The sequence below is a fragment of the Micromonospora profundi genome, assembly GCF_011927785.1.
Lineage (GTDB): Bacteria > Actinomycetota > Actinomycetes > Mycobacteriales > Micromonosporaceae > Micromonospora > Micromonospora profundi.
The window spans coordinates 4,442,103-4,459,048 of record NZ_JAATJK010000001.1; the positions used below are offsets into that span (position 1 = coordinate 4,442,103).

A 16,946-nucleotide genomic window follows, 5' to 3' on the forward strand; every position below is an offset into this window, starting at 1 on the left:
CGTTCGATCATTCGGGCAGCTCCAGGCCCGCTGCCGCGAAGTCCGCGCGCAGCTGGGCGATCTCGTCGTCGGTGGCGTCCACCAGTGGGGGCCGCACCGGGCCGGCCGGCAGACCCAGCGACGCCAGGCCCGCCTTCACCAGAATGGTGCCCTGGGTACGGAAGATGCCGGTGAACAGCGGCAGCAGCCGCCGGTGCAGGGCAAGCGCGGTCGGCATGTCCCCCGCGTCGTACGCCTCGATCATCTGTGCGGTCAGCGCCCCGGTGAAATGCGTCGAGGTGCCGACCACGCCCACGCTGCCGACGGCCAGCGCCGGCAGGGTGAGTGCGTCCTCGCCGCTGTAGAACGCGAGGGCGGTCCGGCTGGTCACCCAGCTGGTGGCGGTCAGGTCGCCCTTGGCGTCCTTGACGGCGACGATCCGGCCGTGCTCGGCGAGCCGGACCAGCGTCTCGGTGTCGATGGGTACGCCGGAGCGGTGCGGGATGTCGTACAGCATCACCGGCAGGCCGGTGGCGTCGGCCACTGCGGTGAAGTGCCGCAGCAGCCCGCTCTGCGGCGGCTTGTTGTAGTACGGCGTGACCACCAGCAGGCCGTGCGCGCCGGCTTTCTCGGCGGCGGCGGCCAGCTCGATGGTGTGCCGGGTGTCGTTGGTGCCGACCCCGGCGACCACTTTGGCGCGGTCGCCGACGGCCTCCACGACGGCCCGGATCAGGCGTTCCTTCTCCGCGTCGGTGGTGGTCGGCGACTCGCCGGTGGTGCCGTTGATGACAAGCGCGTCGTTGCCCTGCTCGTCGACAAGGTGCGTCGCCAGCCGGGCGGCGCCGTCGAGGTCGAGCGAGCCGTCGGGGGTGAACGGGCTCACCATGGCCGTGAGCAACCGCCCGAAGGGGCGGGACACCGCACGGGCGACGGTGTCGGGGTGGTCGTGCGTCATACCTTCCAACCTAGCGGACGACCGACCGGGGCCAGCCGGGGAAGGCCTCAGGACGCCTCGTGCGGGCTGGCCGCGACCTCGGTGCCGTCCGGCAACGTGGAGATCACGAAGTCGGCGAAGACGTTCGGGGCGACCCCCTGCAACTGGCGCAGGCACTCCACGGCCAGCTCGCGGATCTCCACGTCGGCGTGCTCGGTGGCCCGCATCGCGATGAAGTGTCGCCACGCCCGGTAGTTGCCGGTGACCACGATCCGGGTCTCCGTGGCGTTCGGCAGCACCGCGCGGGCCGCCTGCCGGGCCTGCTTGCGGCGCAGCGTCGGGTTCGGCTCGTCGGAAAAGCGCTGCTCCAGGCCCTCCAGCAGCTCGGTGTACGCCCGTACGCTCGCCTCGGCGGCCTCGGTGAAGCGCTTGTGCAGCTCCGGGTCCTCGGCGATCACGGCCGGCTCGACCATTGCCGCGTCCCGCTCGGGGACGTACCGCTGGGAGAGCTGGGAGTACGAGAAGTGCCGGTGCCGGATCAGCTCGTGGGTGAAGGAGCGGGAGACCCCGGTGAAGTAGAACGTGACCGAGCCGTGCTCCAGCACACTCAGGTGCCCGACCTCGAGGATGTGCGCCAGGTAGCCGGCGTTGGTGGCGGTCGCCGGGTTCGGCTTCTTCCACGACTGGTAGCAGGCACGGCCGGCGAACTCGGCGAGCGCCTGGCCACCCTCGGCGTCGGTCGACCACGGGACGTCGTCCGGGGCCGCGAACTGGGTCCACGCGATCAACTTGACCTGGGGCTGCACCATCTCCGGCATGCCTGGGACTGTAATCGTCGGCGGCCCCGCGCCCAACTCGGGCTCGCGGTGCAGAAACCGCCCAGCCGCAGCCCAATCACCGACGCTTCCCGAACCAGCGGGGTCATACGTGTCCAAGATCTCGACAAGGCCGCCGACCCCCGCCGACCCCAGCACCTCCCCGACTCCCTGTAGACCTGCCCCACATCTGGGGCGCACGCTGCGCGGTCCGCAAGCCCACCTGCGTCCCGCCGACCTCCGCCGGCCCCCGCCGACCCCCGCCGGCCCTCCGCCGACCCGGCCGGCCCCGCCGATTCCCGCCGATTCCCGCCGGCCCCTGCCGCCTCCCTTGGCCTGATGGGTTGGCGCGAAACACTCGGTCCGGACGCGATGAGGCGCTGGGTGAGCGCGTCGGCCCACCCCAACCACCATCGGCGTACCACCGCGGTGCTGGCCTCCGCCTGCCTGTAGAGCTGCCCCGGATATGGGGCAGGCGCTGATCGGTGGGCGGTGTGCGCCGGCCCGGTGCAAAGATCTGGCTGCGGCCTGCGCCCCGCACCACCAGGGCGGCGCCCTCATGCCCCACATCTGGGGCAGCTCGACAGGGGCACGGAAAGGTCCTACCTCGCCCCCGGCCGGGGGTCAGGCTCGCCCGGAGGCGGTCAGACGTAGAACGAGGTGAACGGGGCCCAGGGCAGGTTGCGCAGTACCGAGAAGGCGAGCCACGCGGCCAGGAAACCGCCGATGACCTTGGAGCTGATCCGCAGCTCGGGCAGCCGCCAGCCGAACGCCTGGTTGCCCGCCCAGGCGACGAAGAGGTACGCCAGGAACGGCAGCGCGAAGACGAACAGGAAGTGGTGCCGGGCAGCGGCCGGCAGGTCGCCGTGCAGCACGTACCAGAGGGCTCGGGTGCCACCGCAGCCCGGACAGTCCAACCCGGTCGTCAGCTTGAGCAGGCAGGTCGGCGCGGCGTCCGGGTTGGCGTGGGTCGGGTTGCTCAGCAGCGCGTAGCCCATGCCGGCGGCAACGCAGCCGACGGCTGCCAGCGGCACGGCCCAGCGCGGCGAACGCTCGTAGAGCCGCAACACGAACCGGGTGAATCGGTCCGGCTCCGGTGTCGGGTAGCCATAGCCCGGCGGAGGACCCGCCGGCCACCCGGCAGAGCCAGCAGCGACCGGACCGGCCGGAACCGGGCCGCCAGCAGGCGGGCCAGCAGCGCCAGGGCCAGCAGCGCCAGGGCCAGCGGCAACCGGGCCAGCAGCAACCGGGCCAGCAGCGCCAGGGCCAACCGGGCCGGCAGCACCAGGGCCGGCCGCGTCCGGGCCAGCGGCTTCGGGTGACACCGTGTGGACCGCCCCGGGGGCGGGGTTCGGCTGGTCGACCGGTCCGGGAACGCTCGTCACGCGCTCACGGTACACCGGACACGCCGGCCAACGCGGCGGTGAGCGGGCCCGCCAGATCGCCGGCTGCGGGCGGTGCCACCGCGCTCAGCCCCAGCCAGTCGGCGAGCCGGTACAGCTCGGCCGCCAGGGCTACCGAGGTCTCCCCCGGGTCGGCGCCCGGCTCGACCCACGCGGCCGGCACCAGCAGCACCCCCGCCTTACGGTCGGCCTTCAGGTCGACCCGGGCGGTGAACCGGTCGCCCTGCAGGAACGGCAGCACGTAGTAGCCGTGGACCCGCTGCGGCGCCGGCACGTAGATCTCGATGCGGTAGGTGAAGTCGAAGAGCCGCTCGGTGCGGGCCCGCTCCCAGACCAGGGGATCGAAGGGGCTGACAAGCGTGTTGCCCCGAACCCAGCGAGGCAGTCGGGCCGACGCGTGCAGCCAGGCCGGCTGTCGCCAACCCGCGACGGTGACCGGCACCAGCTCACCGGCCTCGGCCAGCTCCGCGATGGCCTGGCGGGCGCCGGCCAGTGGCAGCCGGAAATAGTCGCGCAACTCCGGCTCGGCCGCCACCCCCAGCGAGCGCGCGGCGAGGGCCACCAGACTCCGGTACGCCTCGGCGTCGGTCGGGGTTGGCGCGGCCAGCACGGCCGACGGGAGGACCCGCTCGGGCAGGTCGTAGCGGCGCGCGAAGGACGTGGTGCGCTCCGCTGCGGTCACCTCGCCGGCCCAGAACAGGAACTCCAGCGCCCGCTTCACTGCCGACCAGTTCCACCCCCAGTTGCCGGTCTCGCGGGGCGCGTCGTGCTCGATCTCGGCAGCGGTCAGCGGGCCACGGGCGGCCACCTCGTCGCGTACCCAGGCGACAAGCTCCGGCTGCTCCTCGGCGATGCGTCGCATGCCTCCCCAGGACTCGCTGTGCGCGCGGGCCATCCGCCAGCGCAACAGCGGGTGCAGCCCGACCGGGACGAGCGACGCCTCGTGGCCCCAGTACTCGAACAGCTCACGCGGCCGGCGGTAGGCGGCCTGGTCGAGCATCGTCGTCGGGTACGGACCGAGGCGGCTGTAGAGCGGCATGTAGTGCGCGCGTTGCAGCACGTTCACCGAGTCCATCTGGATCAGACCGACCCGGTCGAGGACCCGGCGCAGGTGCCGGCGTGTGGGCACGCCGGCAGGCGCCGGGTCGGCGAAGCCCTGGGCTGCGAGCGCCACACGCCGGGCCTGTGCGAGCGAGAGTGATTCCAGTGCGGCCATCGTCGGCGACCCTAAATCATGGGTACGACGCCGGTGCGGGAAGTGGACTCGGACCGTCACTGGGCATAGAACGGTGCAATGCTGACGATCCGCCGTGAGGAGCCGGACGACGCCGACGCGGTTGCCCGGGTGCACGTGCACGGCTGGCAGGCGGGTTACGCCGGTTTCATGCCGGACGAGGTGCTCGCACGGCTGAACGTGGCGGCCTGGGCGCAGCGCCGCCGTGCCGTCGGCACCGCCGACCCGGAGCACCCGTTCACCACGCTGCTCGGCGAGGCGGACGGACTGGTCGTCGGCTTCACCACGTTCGGGCCGTACCGTCGAAACCAGGACCGCGACGACCTGGACCCGGCCGTCGGCGAGGTGCTGGCGCTCTACGTCGAGCCGGCGTTCTGGGGTGACGGGACGGCCGCTGCGCTGTTCGCCGCCGCGCGGGCCGGGCTCGGTGAGCGGGGCTGGACCGACTATCGACTGTGGGTGTTGGCGGACAACGTGCGGGCACGCCGGTTCTGCGAGCGGGCCGGGTTGTCACCGGACGGTGAGCAGGCGACCTATCAGGTGCCGCTCGCCGGCGGGCGTGGGCCGCTCGGGCTGGTCGAGCTGCGGTACGCCGGACGCCTCGACGGCTGACCCGGGTGGGGTCAGCCACCGGCGGATCGGCAGGAAGGCCAGCAGCGCGAGGCTGATCCATACGTACGCGTTGCTGCCCAGGAAACCGTCGACGCCTGTGAAGTCCTTCTCCCAGAACCACACCGTACGGCTGATCAGCAGCGCGTACCCGATGGTCGCGGCGGCAAGCAGGACCCGCCTGCGGCGGCCTGCGGGCGCGGCCATCGCGTTGTCGACGAGCAGGATCAGCGCGGGCAGCAACCAGACCAGGTGGTGCACCCAGGTGACGGGGCTGACCAGGCACATCACCGCGCCGGTGAGCGCCAGGCCGGTCGCCTCGTCGCCGGCCGCGACGGCGGCCCGGGAGCGCCAGGCCCAGAGCGCCAGGGTGGCGAGCACCAGCAGCAGCCACAGCAGGGTGCTCGGGTGCTGCGGGTCGAGTCGGGCCACCACCCCGCGCAGCGACTGGTTGGAGACGAAGGCGAGTTCGCCCACCCGGCCGGTGTTCCACAGCGCTTCGGTCCAGAACTCCCTCGACGCGTTCGGAAAGAGCGCCCCGGCCAGCAGAGTGACACCGGCTGCGGTGCCGCTGGCGGTCAGCGCCGCGCGCCACCGCCCGGTGACCAGCAGGTAGACGATGAAGATGCCCGGGGTCAGTTTGATCGCCGTGGCCAGGCCGATGCCCGCGCCCGCCCACCGGTTGCCGGTCGGCAGCAGCCGCAGCAGGTCCACCGCCACCAGGAAGAGCAGCAGTGTGTTGACCTGGCCGAAGTTGACGGTTTCCCGCATCGGCTCGAAGGCTGCGGCCAGGCAGAGCGCCACGGCCAGGGCGAACCAGCGCGTCCAGCCGGCGCGGCGGGCGATCGGGTCTACCAGCCACCAGATCAGCAGCGTGGTGGTGACCACGCTTGCCGTCACGCTCACGATGATCGCGGCGGTCCACGGCAGGTACGCCATCGGGACCATGACCAGCGCGGCGAACGGGGGGTAGGTGAAGCCGTACTGGGTGCCGGGTTTGAGGTAGTCGTAGATCTCCCCGCCGTCGTGCACCCACCAGGTCAGCGCGCCGTAGTAGACCTTGAGGTCGAAGAAGCCGTGCCGGACGGCCGCCACGGCGAGGAACGCGGTGACCGCCGCGGCGAGCACCACCACGCCCGCGACCTGCGCGGTCGTCTTGTTGGCACCCTGCGCCACCGTCGCCTCCCTGGCCCTGCGTAGGCTTCCGTCCCATGGCTCTCGGGTACGTCCGCCCGGCGCGTCCCGAGGACGCCGGCGAAATCGCACGCATCCAGCTCGCGACCTGGCGGGTCGCGTACCGCCGGATCCTTCCGCGGCACGTGCTCGACAACCTGGACGAGGCGTTCCTCGCCCGGCGGTGGAGCGCCGCGGTGCTGGAGCCGCCCTCGGCGGCGCACCGGGTGCTTGTCGCCGTCGAACAGGCCGAGCAATCGTATCTGGTGGGGTTCGCCGCCTCCGGCCCGGCCGACGCCGAGGCGCTGGCTCCGGGCGAGCCGGCCGAGGCGCTCGGCCCGGACGTGGCGGCGGTGACCGACCTGCTGGTCGAGCCGCGCTGGGGTCGGCGTGGGCACGGCAGCCGGCTGCTCGCCGCGGCGGTCGACCTGTGGCGGGAGGACGGGCTCAGCCGGGCGGTGGCCTGGGCGTTCGAGGGTGACGAGGCGACGCGGAAGTTCCTGACCAGCACCGGCTGGGAGGCCGACGGCGCGGCCCGCGCGCTGGACGTCGACGACATGCTGGTGCCGCAGGTACGCCTGCACGTGGGCGTCCCGGCCGAGAAGGTGCCGGCCGACGACTGACGCGGCACGCCCGCCGGACTAGCCCCTGATGTCGGACCGTTCGCCTACGGTCGGGGTCAGGGGGCAGCGACCGCGCCCCACAGCGAGGGGGCACAGTGTTCACAGACACCAGAGCGTTCAGCGGGTTCTCGGTGGATGACGTCGACGAGGCCCAGCGGTTCTACGGCGACACCCTCGGCCTGCGCGTCACCCGTGACGATGCGATGGGCGGGCTGCTGACCCTGCACATCGCCGGGGACCGGCCCATCCTGGTCTACCCGAAGCGTGACCACACGCCGGCGACCTACACGGTGCTCAACTTCCCTGTCGACGACGTGGACCGGACGGTCGACGAGTTGACCGCGCGCGGGGTGCGCTTCGCCCGCTACGACGGGATGCCGCAGGACGAGAAGGGGATCATGCGCGGGCACGGACCGACGATCGCGTGGTTCACCGACCCGGCCGGCAACGTCCTCTCCGTCCTGGAGCAGTAGGCGAAGCCACGAGGCGCGCTGTCAGTCGAGCAAAGCGTCCAGGCCGACGGTGAGGCCGGGGCGGTTGCGCACCTCGCGGACGGCCAGCAGCACACCGGGCATGAACGACACCCGGTCGTACGAGTCGTGCCGGATGGTGAGCGCCAACCCTCCCGCCCTCGCCCCACCCCGCTTGATCATGAAGTTGTTGTCATCCGGCACGGCGTGTCGTGGCGTTAACTTCATGACCAACGGGGGTGGGGGCGGCCGAGGGGTTAGGGGCGGAGTTGGGTGATCAACTCTTCGTCATCGGTGTCGCCGGTGGGCTGGAAGCCCAGGGAGCTGTAGAGGGCGGCGGCCCCGGTGTTGTCCGGGTGGTAGGAGAGGCGGATTAGCCGGTTTCCCTCCCGAGCGGACAGCCAGGCGGCCAGGGTACGCACCGTCGCGCGGCCCACGCCGCGGCGCTGCTCGGCGGCGTCGATCAGCATTCCGCCGATCCAGTGCGAGCCGTCGTCGTCCACGCCCCACATGACGTGCCCGACGACTATCTCGTCGGCGTATACGGCCAGGGAGTTCCACACCTCGGAACGGGTGCTCAGCAGCAGGTAGCGCGCGCCCAGCGCGGCCACAAACCGGCGTTGGTCGTCGCGGGGGGCGACATCGGCCACCGCCCGCCAGTTGTCGTCGTCGACCGGCCTGAGTGTGACCCGTCGCCCAAGCCGATCCAAGTGTCCATCATCGATCATCGGCGGATGCTACCCAGCCCGGACAGAGAGATCTTGGACAATTTCCGTTACGCGAGAACGGAAACTGTCCAAGATCTCCGGTCAGTCGAGCAGGGAGTCCAGGCCGACGGTGAGGCCTGGGTGGTTGCGCACCGCGCGGACGGCCAGCAGCACACCGGGCATGAACGACACCCGGTCGTACGAGTCGTGCCGGATGGTGAGCGTCTCGCCTGTGGTGCCGAAGAGCACCTCCTGGTGGGCGACGAGGCCTGTGGCGCGGACGGCGTGTACGCGTACCCCGTCGATGTCGGCGCCCCGCGCGCCCGGCACCTCGTCCCTGGTGGCGTCGGGCACGGGGCCGAGGCCGGCCTCGGCGCGGGCCTGGGCGATCTGCCGTGCGGTGTGCGTGGCGGTGCCGCTCGGCGCGTCCAGCTTGCGCGGGTGGTGCTGCTCGATGATCTCGACGGACTCGAAGTAGCGGGCGGCTCGCGCGGCGAACTGCATCATCAGCACCGCGCCGATGCCGAAGTTGGGCGCGATCACCATGCTGACGTCGGGTTTGTCGGCCAGCCAGCCGCGTACCTGCTCCAGCCGCTGCTCGGTGAAGCCGGTGGTGCCGACGACAGCGCTGATGCCGTGCTCGACGCACCAGCGGAGGTTGTCCATGACGGCGTCCGGCGTGGTGAAGTCGACGACGACCTGAGCACCGGCACCGGAGACGGCGGAGAGGTCGTCGCCCTGGTCGACCGCTGCCACCAGCTCGAGATCGTCGGCGGCGTCGACCGCCTTGCAGACCTCGATGCCCATCCGCCCCCGGGCACCGAGCACACCGACCCGCAGCGGCTCGCCCGGGTTCCTCTCCTGCGTGTCCGTCACGGGCCACAACCTACCAATCGGGGCGGGCGGCTCCTGCCGGACGGGGTCCGCACCCACCATCCGGGAGCACGCCCTGACCGACGCCCCGGTTACGCGAGCGACGGGTGACCGACGGCGGTGCGAGCACCGGCGGCGGTTTTCAGGCGGAGAAGTCGCCGGCGCCGAACGGGCCGACCACTGCCAGCGACATCGGTCGGGCCAGCAGCTCCGCGGCGAGCGTGTTGACGTCGGCCACTGTGACCTCGTCGACGCGGCGCAGCAGCTCGTCCACAGGCATCAGGTCGCCGTAGAGCAGCTCACCCTTGGCGAGGCGACTCATCCGGGAGCCGGTGTCCTCCAGGCCGAGCACGAACGAGCCCTTGCTCATCCCCTTGCCCCGGGCCACCTCCGTCTCGGTCAACCCGTCGGCGGCGACCCGGGCCAGCTCGGCGCGGGTCAGGGCCAGCACCTCGTCCACCTTGCCGGGCGCGCAGCCGGCGTAGACGGCGAACAGGCCGCTGTCGGCGTACTGGCTGGCGTAGGAGTAGACCGAGTACGCGAGGCCGCGCTGCTCACGGATCTCCTGGAACAGGCGGCTGGACATGCCGCCGCCGAGCACGTTGTTGAGCACCCCGAGGGCGAAGCGCCGCTCGTCGATGCGGTCGATGCCGGGGCAGCCGAGGATGACGTGCGCCTGCTCGGTCTCCTTCGGCTCGACCACTGTGGTGGCCGGCTTGGTGCGTACCGCAGGGGTGGCCGCGCGGTGTGGTGCCGGTGCGGCCGGGTCGCTGTCCAGTGGTGTGCCGCGCACGGCCTGGCGGACCAGCTTGACCACCGTGGCGTGGTCGAGGTTGCCGGCTGCGGCGATGACGATCTGCGGCGCTGTGTAGCGACCCCGGTAGAAGTTCTGGATCTGCCGGCGGGTCATCGGCGTGACGGTCTCCTCGGTGCCGGAGATCAGCCGACCGAGGGGGTGGTCGCCGTAGACGGCTCGGGCGAAGAGGTCGTGCACCTCGTCACCGGGCTCGTCGTCGTGCATGGCGATCTCCTCCAGGATCACGCCACGCTCGGTCTCCACGTCGGCCGGTTCCAGCAGGGAGTCGGCGACCAGGTCGCACATCACGTCGATCGCCAGCGGCAGGTCCTCGTCCAGCACGCGGGCGTAGTAGCAGGTGTATTCCTTCGTGGTGAAGGCGTTGGTCTCGCCGCCCACCGCCTCGATCTGCGACGAGATCTCCAGGGCGGTGCGCTTGTGGGTGCCCTTGAAGAGCAGGTGCTCCAGGAAGTGCGCGGCGCCGGCCTGGGGACGGGTCTCGTCCCGCGAGCCCACCGCCACCCAGATCCCGAAGGACACGCTGCGCATCGCCGGAATCGCCTCGGTGAGCACGCGCAGACCGCTGGGCAGCACGGTACGACGTACCGTGCCGCCCAGCGGGTCGTCGCTGAGGGTCCGGGTCACCGCGCGGGCGGAGCCGCCGGAGCGGCCCGTCCCGGCGTCCCGGGCTCGGCTCGACTCACTGGCTTGCCAGCCAGTCGAGGCCACCCCCCGTCGATCCGGTGGAAACGGCGCACTGAAGGCCCGACTCACGTGTTGCTCCCGGCTCGACGAGGGGTGGGTGTTGCGGGTACTGGAGGTCAGCTGTGCCGGGTCCGGCGGCGCGGACGCTCGCCGCCCTCGCCACCCTCGCCGCCACCGTTGCCGCCGCCCTCGCCACGCTCCGGGCCACGGCCGCCCCGGTCGCCGCCACGCTCGCGGTCGCCCCGGTCACGCGGACCACGGTCGCCCCGGTCGCGGCTGGCCGGCCGGTCGCCACCGGCGGCCTCACCGGCGGCGGGCGCCTCGGCGCCCTCCGGGCGGACCTTGTCCAGGTAGATCTTGCCGCGGGCGTCGATGTCCGCGATCTCGACCTCGACCCGGTCGCCGACGTTGAGGAAGTCCTCGACGCGCTCGACCCGCTTGCCGTCGCCGACCTTGGAGATGTGCAGCAGACCGTCGCGGCCGGGCAGCAGCGAGATGAACGCCCCGAACGCGGCGGTCTTGACCACCGTGCCGAGGAACCGCTCGCCCTGCTTCGGCAGCGTCGGGTTGGCGATCCCGTTGATCCGGTCGACGGCCGCCTGGGCCGACGGGCCGTTGGTGGCGCCGACGTAGATCGTGCCGTCGTCCTCGATGGAGATCTCGGCGCCGGTCTCGTCCTGGATCGCGTTGATGGTCTGCCCCTTCGGGCCGATCACCATGCCGATCTTGTCGACCGGGATCTTGACGGTGGTGACCCGCGGCGCGTAGTCGGACATCTCGGCCGGAGCCTCGATCGCCGCCTTCATCACGCCGAGGATGACCTGCCGGGCCTCGTTGGCCTGCTGAAGCGCGGCGGCCAGCACGTCCGACGGGATGCCGTTGAGCTTGGTGTCGAGCTGGAGCGCGGTCACGAACTCCGGCGTGCCGGCGACCTTGAAGTCCATGTCACCGAACGCGTCCTCGGCACCGAGGATGTCGGTGAGCGTCACGTACTGGGTCTTGCCGTCCACCTCGTCGGAGATGAGCCCCATCGCGATGCCGGCGACCGGCGCCTTGAGCGGCACACCCGCGGAGAGCAGGCCCAGCGTCGACGCGCAGACCGAACCCATCGAGGTGGAGCCGTTGGAGCCGAGCGCCTCGGAGACCTGCCGGATGGCGTACGGGAACTCCTCGCGCGACGGCAGCACCGGGATCAGCGCGCGCTCGGCGAGAGCACCGTGGCCGATCTCGCGACGCTTCGGCGAGCCGACCCGGCCGGTCTCACCGGTCGAGTACGGCGGGAAGTTGTAGTTGTGCATGTAGCGCTTGCGGTTCTCCGGGGACAGCGTGTCCACCATCTGCTCCATGCGGAGCATGTTCAGCGTGGTGACGCCCAGGATCTGGGTCTCGCCCCGCTCGAACAGCGCCGAACCGTGCACCCGGGGCAGCACGCCGACCTCGGCGGTCAGCGTACGGATGTCACGCGGGCCACGGCCGTCCATGCGGACCTGCTCGCGCAGCACGCGGTTGCGCACCTCGGACTTGGTCAGCGACCGGAAGGCGGCGCTGAGCTCCTTCTCCCGACCCTCGAACCGGGCGCCAAGCTCCTCGGCGACCCGCGTCTTGACCCGGTCCAGGGCCTCCTCGCGGTCGGCCTTGCCGGCGATGGTGATCGCCTCGGCCACGTCGGCGCGGGCCACGTCGGAGACGGCGGCGTACACGTCGTCCTGGTAGTCCAGGAAGACCGGGAACTCGGAGACCGGCTTGGCGGCGACCTCGGCCAGCTCGCTCTGCGCGCGGCACAGCTCACGGATCGCGGGCTTCGCGGCCTCCAGGCCGCTGGCCACGACCTCCTCGGTCGGGGCGGTCGCGCCGGCCGAGATCAGGGCGACGGCGTTCGGCGTGGCCTCCGCCTCGACCATCATGATCGCGACGTCGCCGTCTTCGAGCGTGCGGCCGGCCACGACCATGTCGAAGGTGGCGCGAGCCAGCTCCTCCAGGGTCGGGAAGGCGACCCACTGGCCATCGATGTGGGCGACCCGGGTCGCACCGATCGGGCCGGAGAACGGCAGGCCGGAGAGCTTCGTCGACATCGAGGCGGCGTTGATCGCCACGACGTCGTACGGGTGCTGCGGGTCGAGCGCGAGGATGGTCTCGACGACCTGGACCTCGTTGCGCAGGCCCTTGACGAACGACGGGCGCAGCGGACGGTCGATCAGCCGGCAGGTGAGGATCGCGTCCTCGCTGGGCCGACCCTCACGGCGGAAGAACGAGCCGGGGATGCGGCCCGCGGCGTACATCCGCTCCTCGACGTCGACGGTCAGCGGGAAGAAGTCGAACTGCTCCTTCGGCTGCTTGCCGGCGGTGGTGGCGGAGAGGACCACCGTCTCGCCCAGCTGGGCGATGACGGAACCGGCGGCCTGGCGGGCCAGCCGACCGGTGGAGAAGGTGATCTCGCGGGTGCCGAAGGACCCGTTGTCGATCACGGCGGTGCGGGATTCGGTGCCGAGTTTGGTCTCGGTCATGTGCTGTAGTGCTCCTTCGCGTCGTGGGCCCACGACATCGGGGAGCTGCTCAGCCGGCCGGTCTTCGATCGAAGCGCCCGGGTGGCCGGCATGATGCCGGGATTCCCGGGGGCCACTACCGGAGACCGGTACGCTGACCGGCTCCCTGTCGGGTGGTCGCGCGGCCCGTGTTCTTCAGGTGGGACGCGGTACGGGGGAGCGGCCGGTCGGCCACTCCCCCGTCACGTCACCGGCGCAGGCCGAGCCGCTCGATGAGCGACCGGTAGCGGGCAATGTCCTTCTTCTGGACGTAGTTGAGCAGCCGACGGCGACGGCCGACCAGCAGCAGCAGCCCACGGCGGCTGTGGTGGTCGTGCTTGTGCACCTTCAGGTGCTCGGTCAGCTCGGCGATCCGCTTGGTGAGGACCGCTACCTGGACCTCCGGCGAACCGGTGTCGCCCTCGGCGGTCGCGTACTCCGCGCGGATGCTGGCCTTGGCTTCCTGGTCGAGCGCCATGTTCTCCCTGTTTCGATGGGTTGATCAAGTGGGTGTCCGTCGTCCAGCTGGACCGGTAACGGACCGGTACCTCGCACCCGCGGCGTCGAGCAGGCACGCGAGGCCCCACGCCGGTCACCCGACGTCCCGGCAAGACTACCAGCCCCCGGCGGAACCGCCCGGTGAAGGGCTCGTCGGGAGCGGCGCGATCCTCCCGCGGTGATCAGCTCAAGGCGCGCCGGGTGCGTGCGACGTCCTCTTCGATCTGGGCGATCAACGGCTCGACCGAGTCGTACCGGACCTGACCACGCAGGTGCGTCACGAAGTCCAACGCCAGCCGCTCACCGTAGAGGTCACCGTCGAAGTCCAGCGCGTACGCCTCCACACGTCGCTCCCGGCCGGAGAACGTCGGGTTGGTGCCCACCGACACCGCCGACATCAGCGGCTCGCGCTGCCCCCTGCGGATCAGTCGGGCCGCGTACACCCCGTCGGCGGGAACCGCCGCGTACCTGTGGCAGAGCAGGTTGGCGGTGGGGAAGCCCAGCACCCGGCCGCGCTGGTCGCCACGGACCACCACCCCCTCCACCCGGTGCTGACGGCCCAGCGCGGCGGCGGCCGCCCCCACGTCACCCGCGTCGACGCAGGATCGGATGTACGTGGAGGAGAAGACAGTGCCGTCCTGCGTGACGAGTGGGGCGTCCTCGACGCCGAAGCCGAAGGTCTGGCCCAGCCGCTCCAGCAGCGCCACGTCGCCGGCAGCCCGGTGCCCGAAGCGGAAGTTGCTGCCCACCACCACCAGTGCCGCGTGCAGGTGCTCGACGAGGATGTCGTGCACGAACTGCTCGGGCGGCAGCCGGGAGAACTCCGGGGTGAACGGCACCACGCAGAGCACGTCCACGCCGAGCGCCTCGATCAACTCGGCCTTGCGGGCCGGTTCGGTGAGCACCGCCGGGTGGGAGCCGGGCCGGACCACCTCGGCCGGGTGCGGGTCGAACGTGACCACCACCGACTGCACGCCCAACTCCCGTGCCCGGGCCACGGCGTGCCCGATGGTCGCCTGGTGCCCCTTGTGCACGCCGTCGAACACGCCGATGGTGACGACCGAGCGCCCCCAGCCACCGGGCGCCGCGTCGTACCCCCGCCACCGCTGCATGCCGTTCCTCCCCTGCAAGGAAGGGCCCCCTTCTAACGCCTGGTGTAGAGGAAGGGCCCCTTATTAACCACTGGCCAGGCGGCTCCGCGCCAGACTGCGCCGTAGCTGCCTGCACTCGCCGTCAGGCCGGGGCGAGCACGATCTCCGCTCGGGCCCGACCGTCCCGCTCGCTGACGATAGCGATCAGACCTCCGGCCGGGCCGAAGACGGCGTACGGGCCGGTGAGGCCGGCCGGATCCAGCGGCCCGCCGTGGGCGAGCACCCGCGCCTCGTCGGGCGTCGCCTCCCGCCGCGCGAAGAACCTGTCGGCCGCCGCGTCCAGTGGCAGGTTCACCACGTCCGGGGCGCGCTGCTCCAGTTCGTCGAGGGTGGCCGCCTCAGCGAGGGTGAAGCCACCCACGGCCGTACGGCGCAGCGCGGTCAGGTGCCCACCGACACCGAGCGCCAGGCCCGCGTCCCGTGCGATCGCCCGGATGTACGTCCCCGAGGAGCACGTCACGGCCACGTCCACGTCGACCACGTCAGGTGTGTCGCGGTGGATCTCCAGTACGTCCAGTCGGGAGATGGTGACCCGCCGGGCGGGAAGTTCGACGCTCTCCCCGTCCCGGACCCGCTTGTACGCCCGCTGCCCGTCGATCTTGATGGCGCTCACGGCGCTGGGTCGCTGGTCGACCTCGCCGCTGAGCGCGTCCAGTGCGGCCCGGATGGCATCGTCGGTGACCTGGCCGGCGGGGGTGGTGGCGATCACATCGCCCTCGGCGTCGTCGGTGACTGTCGCCTGGCCGAGCCGGATGGTGCCGGTGTAGCTCTTGCCTGCGCCGATCACGTAGGTCAGCAGCCGGGTGGCGCGACCGACGCCGATGACCAGCACGCCGGTGGCCATCGGATCGAGGGTGCCGCCGTGCCCGACCCGTCGGGTCTTCGCCAGCCGGCGGATCCGCGCCACCACGTCGTGCGACGTCATGCCGCCGGGCTTGTCGACAACGATCAGACCATCGGTGCTCACGTCGCCCAAGCCTGCCAGACGCGGCCCCCGGTCAACGGACGGCCCCGACCACCGCCCACCTGCCGTCGCGCAACCGCAACAGCAGGGCGACCAGGCGGATCACCACGAACAGGGTGAGCCCGGCCCAGATCCCGCCCAGCCCCAGGTCGAGCGCATAGGCCAGCCAGATGGCCGGCAGGAAACCGCCGACCGCCGCCACGATTGTGAGGTTGCGCAGGTAGACGACGTCGCCGGCGCCGATCAGCACGCCGTCGAGGGCGAACACCACCCCGGCCAGCGGCAGCATGACGACGAACCACGGCCACGCCACCATTGCCTGTTCGCGTACCTGCGGGTCGGAGGTGAACCACGACGGTACGACGCCCGCGCCGGCGGCGATGAGCAGCGCGAAGGCGACGCCGCAGACGCCGCCGAGCAGCCCGATCCGGCGGGCCAGCGCCCGCGCGCCCGCGTCGTCCCCACCGCCGAGGGCAGCGCCCACCAGGGACTGCGCGGCGATGGCCAGCGCGTCGAGCACCAGCGCTGTGAAGAACCAGAGTTGCAGGGCGATCTGGTGCGCGCCGACGGCGGCGGCGCCGAAGCGGGCGGCGACGGCTGTCGCGGAGAGGAAGCTGGCCTGGAACGCCACGCCGCGGATCAGCAGGTCCCGGCTGAGCACCAACTGCTGGCGGATCACCCGCGGTCGGGGCCGCAGCGACACCCGCTCGGAGATCAGCGCCGCCGCGAAGAGCACCCCGCAGAGCGTCTGCGCGACGACGTTGGCGATCGCCGACCCGATGAGGCCCAGCCCGACGGGATAGACAAGCAGCGGGCACAGCAGCGCGGAGAGCAGGTTGGGCCCGAGCACGAAGAGCAGTGGGCGACGGGTGTCCTGCACGCCCCGCAACCAGCCGTTGCCGGCTGCGGCGAGCAGCAGGCCGGGGGCGCCGAGGGCCGCGATCCGCAGCCAGTGTGCGGCGGCGTCGGCCACCTCGCCACCACCGCCTGCGAGGGTACGCGCGAGCGCGCCCCCGCCGAACTGCATCCCGACCGCGATCAGCAGTCCGACGCCGAGCGCCAGCCAGGACGACTGGACTCCCTCGGCCACGGCTGCCGCCCGGTCGCCGGCGCCGAATCGGCGGGCCGAGCGGCCTGTGGTGCCGTACGCGACCACGGTGCCGACCCAGGCGGTGAGTGTCATCACAGTGCCGCCGATGGCGAGCGCGGCGAGCGGCACCCGGCCGAGGTGCCCGACCACTGCCGTGTCGACGAGCACATAGAGCGGCTCGGCGGCGAGCACGACGAGGGCCGGTAGGGCGAGTGCGGCGATCCGGCGCGGCGAGGCTGGCTCGTTGGTGGCCGCCGCGGTGCCGGTGAGGGCTGGCTGGTTCATCGCCGCCGATCCTGGCACGGCCCTTGTAAGGAGCACAAGAGGAGTGATTGCTTACGCATCCCTCGCTCGGCGTGAACAGCGAAGGGATCGATGCCCTCGGAGGCGGGACCGAGAG

16 protein-coding genes and 1 pseudogene are annotated in these 16,946 nt (G+C 71.9%); 3 read left to right on the forward strand and 14 right to left on the reverse strand.

All coding sequences use genetic code 11. The annotated features are described in order from the left end of the window. Positions 1-7: 7 nt before the first annotated feature. The 4 genes from dapA to F4558_RS19525 form a co-directional block, all read right to left on the reverse strand. The gene (gene dapA, locus F4558_RS19510; protein WP_053656390.1) at positions 8-934 is read right to left on the reverse strand and encodes a 4-hydroxy-tetrahydrodipicolinate synthase; all 927 of its coding nucleotides are present in this window, start codon (positions 932-934) and stop codon (positions 8-10) included. A gap of 47 nt (positions 935-981) precedes the next feature. Beyond that, the gene (gene thyX / locus F4558_RS19515; protein WP_053656418.1) at positions 982-1,722 is read right to left on the reverse strand and encodes an FAD-dependent thymidylate synthase; all 741 of its coding nucleotides are present in this window, start codon (positions 1,720-1,722) and stop codon (positions 982-984) included. Between the two features lie 650 nt (positions 1,723-2,372). Further along, entirely contained in the window at positions 2,373-3,053 is a 681-nt protein-coding gene (locus tag F4558_RS19520) for a DUF2752 domain-containing protein (protein ID WP_376767596.1), read from the reverse strand. A 64-nt stretch (positions 3,054-3,117) separates the two neighbouring features. Continuing rightward, positions 3,118-4,347, reverse strand: a complete 1,230-nt coding sequence (locus tag F4558_RS19525) for a winged helix-turn-helix domain-containing protein (protein WP_167945411.1) — start codon at positions 4,345-4,347, stop codon at positions 3,118-3,120. A gap of 78 nt (positions 4,348-4,425) precedes the next feature. Between F4558_RS19525 and F4558_RS19530 the strand changes: the two genes are divergently transcribed. Next, positions 4,426-4,977 (forward strand): GNAT family N-acetyltransferase, encoded by a 552-nt coding sequence (locus tag F4558_RS19530; RefSeq protein ID WP_167945412.1) that lies wholly within the window; start codon positions 4,426-4,428, stop codon positions 4,975-4,977. Here F4558_RS19530 and F4558_RS19535 read toward each other — a convergent pair. Beyond that, positions 4,876-6,150: a glycosyltransferase family 87 protein gene (locus tag F4558_RS19535; protein ID WP_167945413.1), complete on the reverse strand. Its 1,275-nt coding sequence runs from the start codon at positions 6,148-6,150 to the stop codon at positions 4,876-4,878. The two genes, F4558_RS19530 and F4558_RS19535, sit on opposite strands and share 102 nt — an antisense overlap. Before the next feature lie 35 nt (positions 6,151-6,185). Here F4558_RS19535 and F4558_RS19540 point away from each other — a divergent pair, with 35 nt between their 5' ends. Continuing rightward, positions 6,186-6,770: a GNAT family N-acetyltransferase gene (locus tag F4558_RS19540; protein WP_167945414.1), complete on the forward strand. Its 585-nt coding sequence runs from the start codon at positions 6,186-6,188 to the stop codon at positions 6,768-6,770. 95 nt (positions 6,771-6,865) lie between these two features. After that, complete coding sequence (locus F4558_RS19545) at positions 6,866-7,243, forward strand: VOC family protein (protein WP_167945415.1); 378 nt, start codon at positions 6,866-6,868, stop codon at positions 7,241-7,243. 21 nt (positions 7,244-7,264) lie between these two features. Here F4558_RS19545 and F4558_RS19550 read toward each other — a convergent pair. The 9 genes and pseudogenes from F4558_RS19550 to F4558_RS19590 form a co-directional block, all read right to left on the reverse strand. Next, a pseudogene (locus tag F4558_RS19550) lies at positions 7,265-7,393 on the reverse strand (4-hydroxy-tetrahydrodipicolinate reductase); the annotation flags it as partial. Positions 7,394-7,497: 104 nt separating this feature from the next. Beyond that, positions 7,498-7,968: a GNAT family N-acetyltransferase gene (locus tag F4558_RS19555; protein ID WP_167945416.1), complete on the reverse strand. Its 471-nt coding sequence runs from the start codon at positions 7,966-7,968 to the stop codon at positions 7,498-7,500. Positions 7,969-8,049: 81 nt separating this feature from the next. Then, positions 8,050-8,832, reverse strand: a complete 783-nt coding sequence (dapB, locus tag F4558_RS19560) for a 4-hydroxy-tetrahydrodipicolinate reductase (protein WP_376767552.1) — start codon at positions 8,830-8,832, stop codon at positions 8,050-8,052. A 130-nt stretch (positions 8,833-8,962) separates the two neighbouring features. Then, positions 8,963-10,390: a M16 family metallopeptidase gene (locus F4558_RS19565; protein WP_167945418.1), complete on the reverse strand. Its 1,428-nt coding sequence runs from the start codon at positions 10,388-10,390 to the stop codon at positions 8,963-8,965. Between the two features lie 47 nt (positions 10,391-10,437). Further along, on the reverse strand, positions 10,438-12,825 hold the full coding sequence (locus F4558_RS19570; protein WP_053652518.1) for a polyribonucleotide nucleotidyltransferase: 2,388 nt from the start codon (positions 12,823-12,825) through the stop codon (positions 10,438-10,440). Positions 12,826-13,051: 226 nt separating this feature from the next. Next, positions 13,052-13,321: a 30S ribosomal protein S15 gene (gene rpsO, locus F4558_RS19575; protein WP_030337594.1), complete on the reverse strand. Its 270-nt coding sequence runs from the start codon at positions 13,319-13,321 to the stop codon at positions 13,052-13,054. 202 nt (positions 13,322-13,523) lie between these two features. Further along, positions 13,524-14,453 carry a bifunctional riboflavin kinase/FAD synthetase gene (locus F4558_RS19580; RefSeq protein ID WP_053652517.1) on the reverse strand — a complete coding sequence of 310 codons (930 nt, stop codon included), beginning with the start codon at positions 14,451-14,453 and terminating at the stop codon, positions 13,524-13,526. 121 nt (positions 14,454-14,574) lie between these two features. Next, positions 14,575-15,459 (reverse strand): tRNA pseudouridine(55) synthase TruB, encoded by an 885-nt coding sequence (gene truB / locus F4558_RS19585; protein WP_167945419.1) that lies wholly within the window; start codon positions 15,457-15,459, stop codon positions 14,575-14,577. Positions 15,460-15,490: 31 nt separating this feature from the next. Continuing rightward, complete coding sequence (locus F4558_RS19590; RefSeq protein WP_053652516.1) at positions 15,491-16,831, reverse strand: MATE family efflux transporter; 1,341 nt, start codon at positions 16,829-16,831, stop codon at positions 15,491-15,493. Positions 16,832-16,946: the final 115 nt, after the last annotated feature.

What these genes read in the sequence shown, in the direction of transcription:
- dapA (WP_053656390.1), bottom strand. Translation starts at nt 934, where the DNA reads ATGACGCACGACCACCCCGACACCGTCGCCCGTGCGGTGTCCCGCCCC.
- thyX (WP_053656418.1), bottom strand. Translation starts at nt 1,722, where the DNA reads ATGGTGCAGCCCCAGGTCAAGTTGATCGCGTGGACCCAGTTCGCGGCC.
- F4558_RS19525 (WP_167945411.1), bottom strand. Translation starts at nt 4,347, where the DNA reads ATGGCCGCACTGGAATCACTCTCGCTCGCACAGGCCCGGCGTGTGGCG.
- F4558_RS19530 (WP_167945412.1), top strand. Translation starts at nt 4,426, where the DNA reads ATGCTGACGATCCGCCGTGAGGAGCCGGACGACGCCGACGCGGTTGCC.
- F4558_RS19540 (WP_167945414.1), top strand. Translation starts at nt 6,186, where the DNA reads ATGGCTCTCGGGTACGTCCGCCCGGCGCGTCCCGAGGACGCCGGCGAA.
- F4558_RS19555 (WP_167945416.1), bottom strand. Translation starts at nt 7,968, where the DNA reads ATGATCGATGATGGACACTTGGATCGGCTTGGGCGACGGGTCACACTC.
- F4558_RS19570 (WP_053652518.1), bottom strand. Translation starts at nt 12,825, where the DNA reads ATGACCGAGACCAAACTCGGCACCGAATCCCGCACCGCCGTGATCGAC.
- rpsO (WP_030337594.1), bottom strand. Translation starts at nt 13,321, where the DNA reads ATGGCGCTCGACCAGGAAGCCAAGGCCAGCATCCGCGCGGAGTACGCG.
- F4558_RS19580 (WP_053652517.1), bottom strand. Translation starts at nt 14,453, where the DNA reads ATGCAGCGGTGGCGGGGGTACGACGCGGCGCCCGGTGGCTGGGGGCGC.
- F4558_RS19590 (WP_053652516.1), bottom strand. Translation starts at nt 16,831, where the DNA reads ATGAACCAGCCAGCCCTCACCGGCACCGCGGCGGCCACCAACGAGCCA.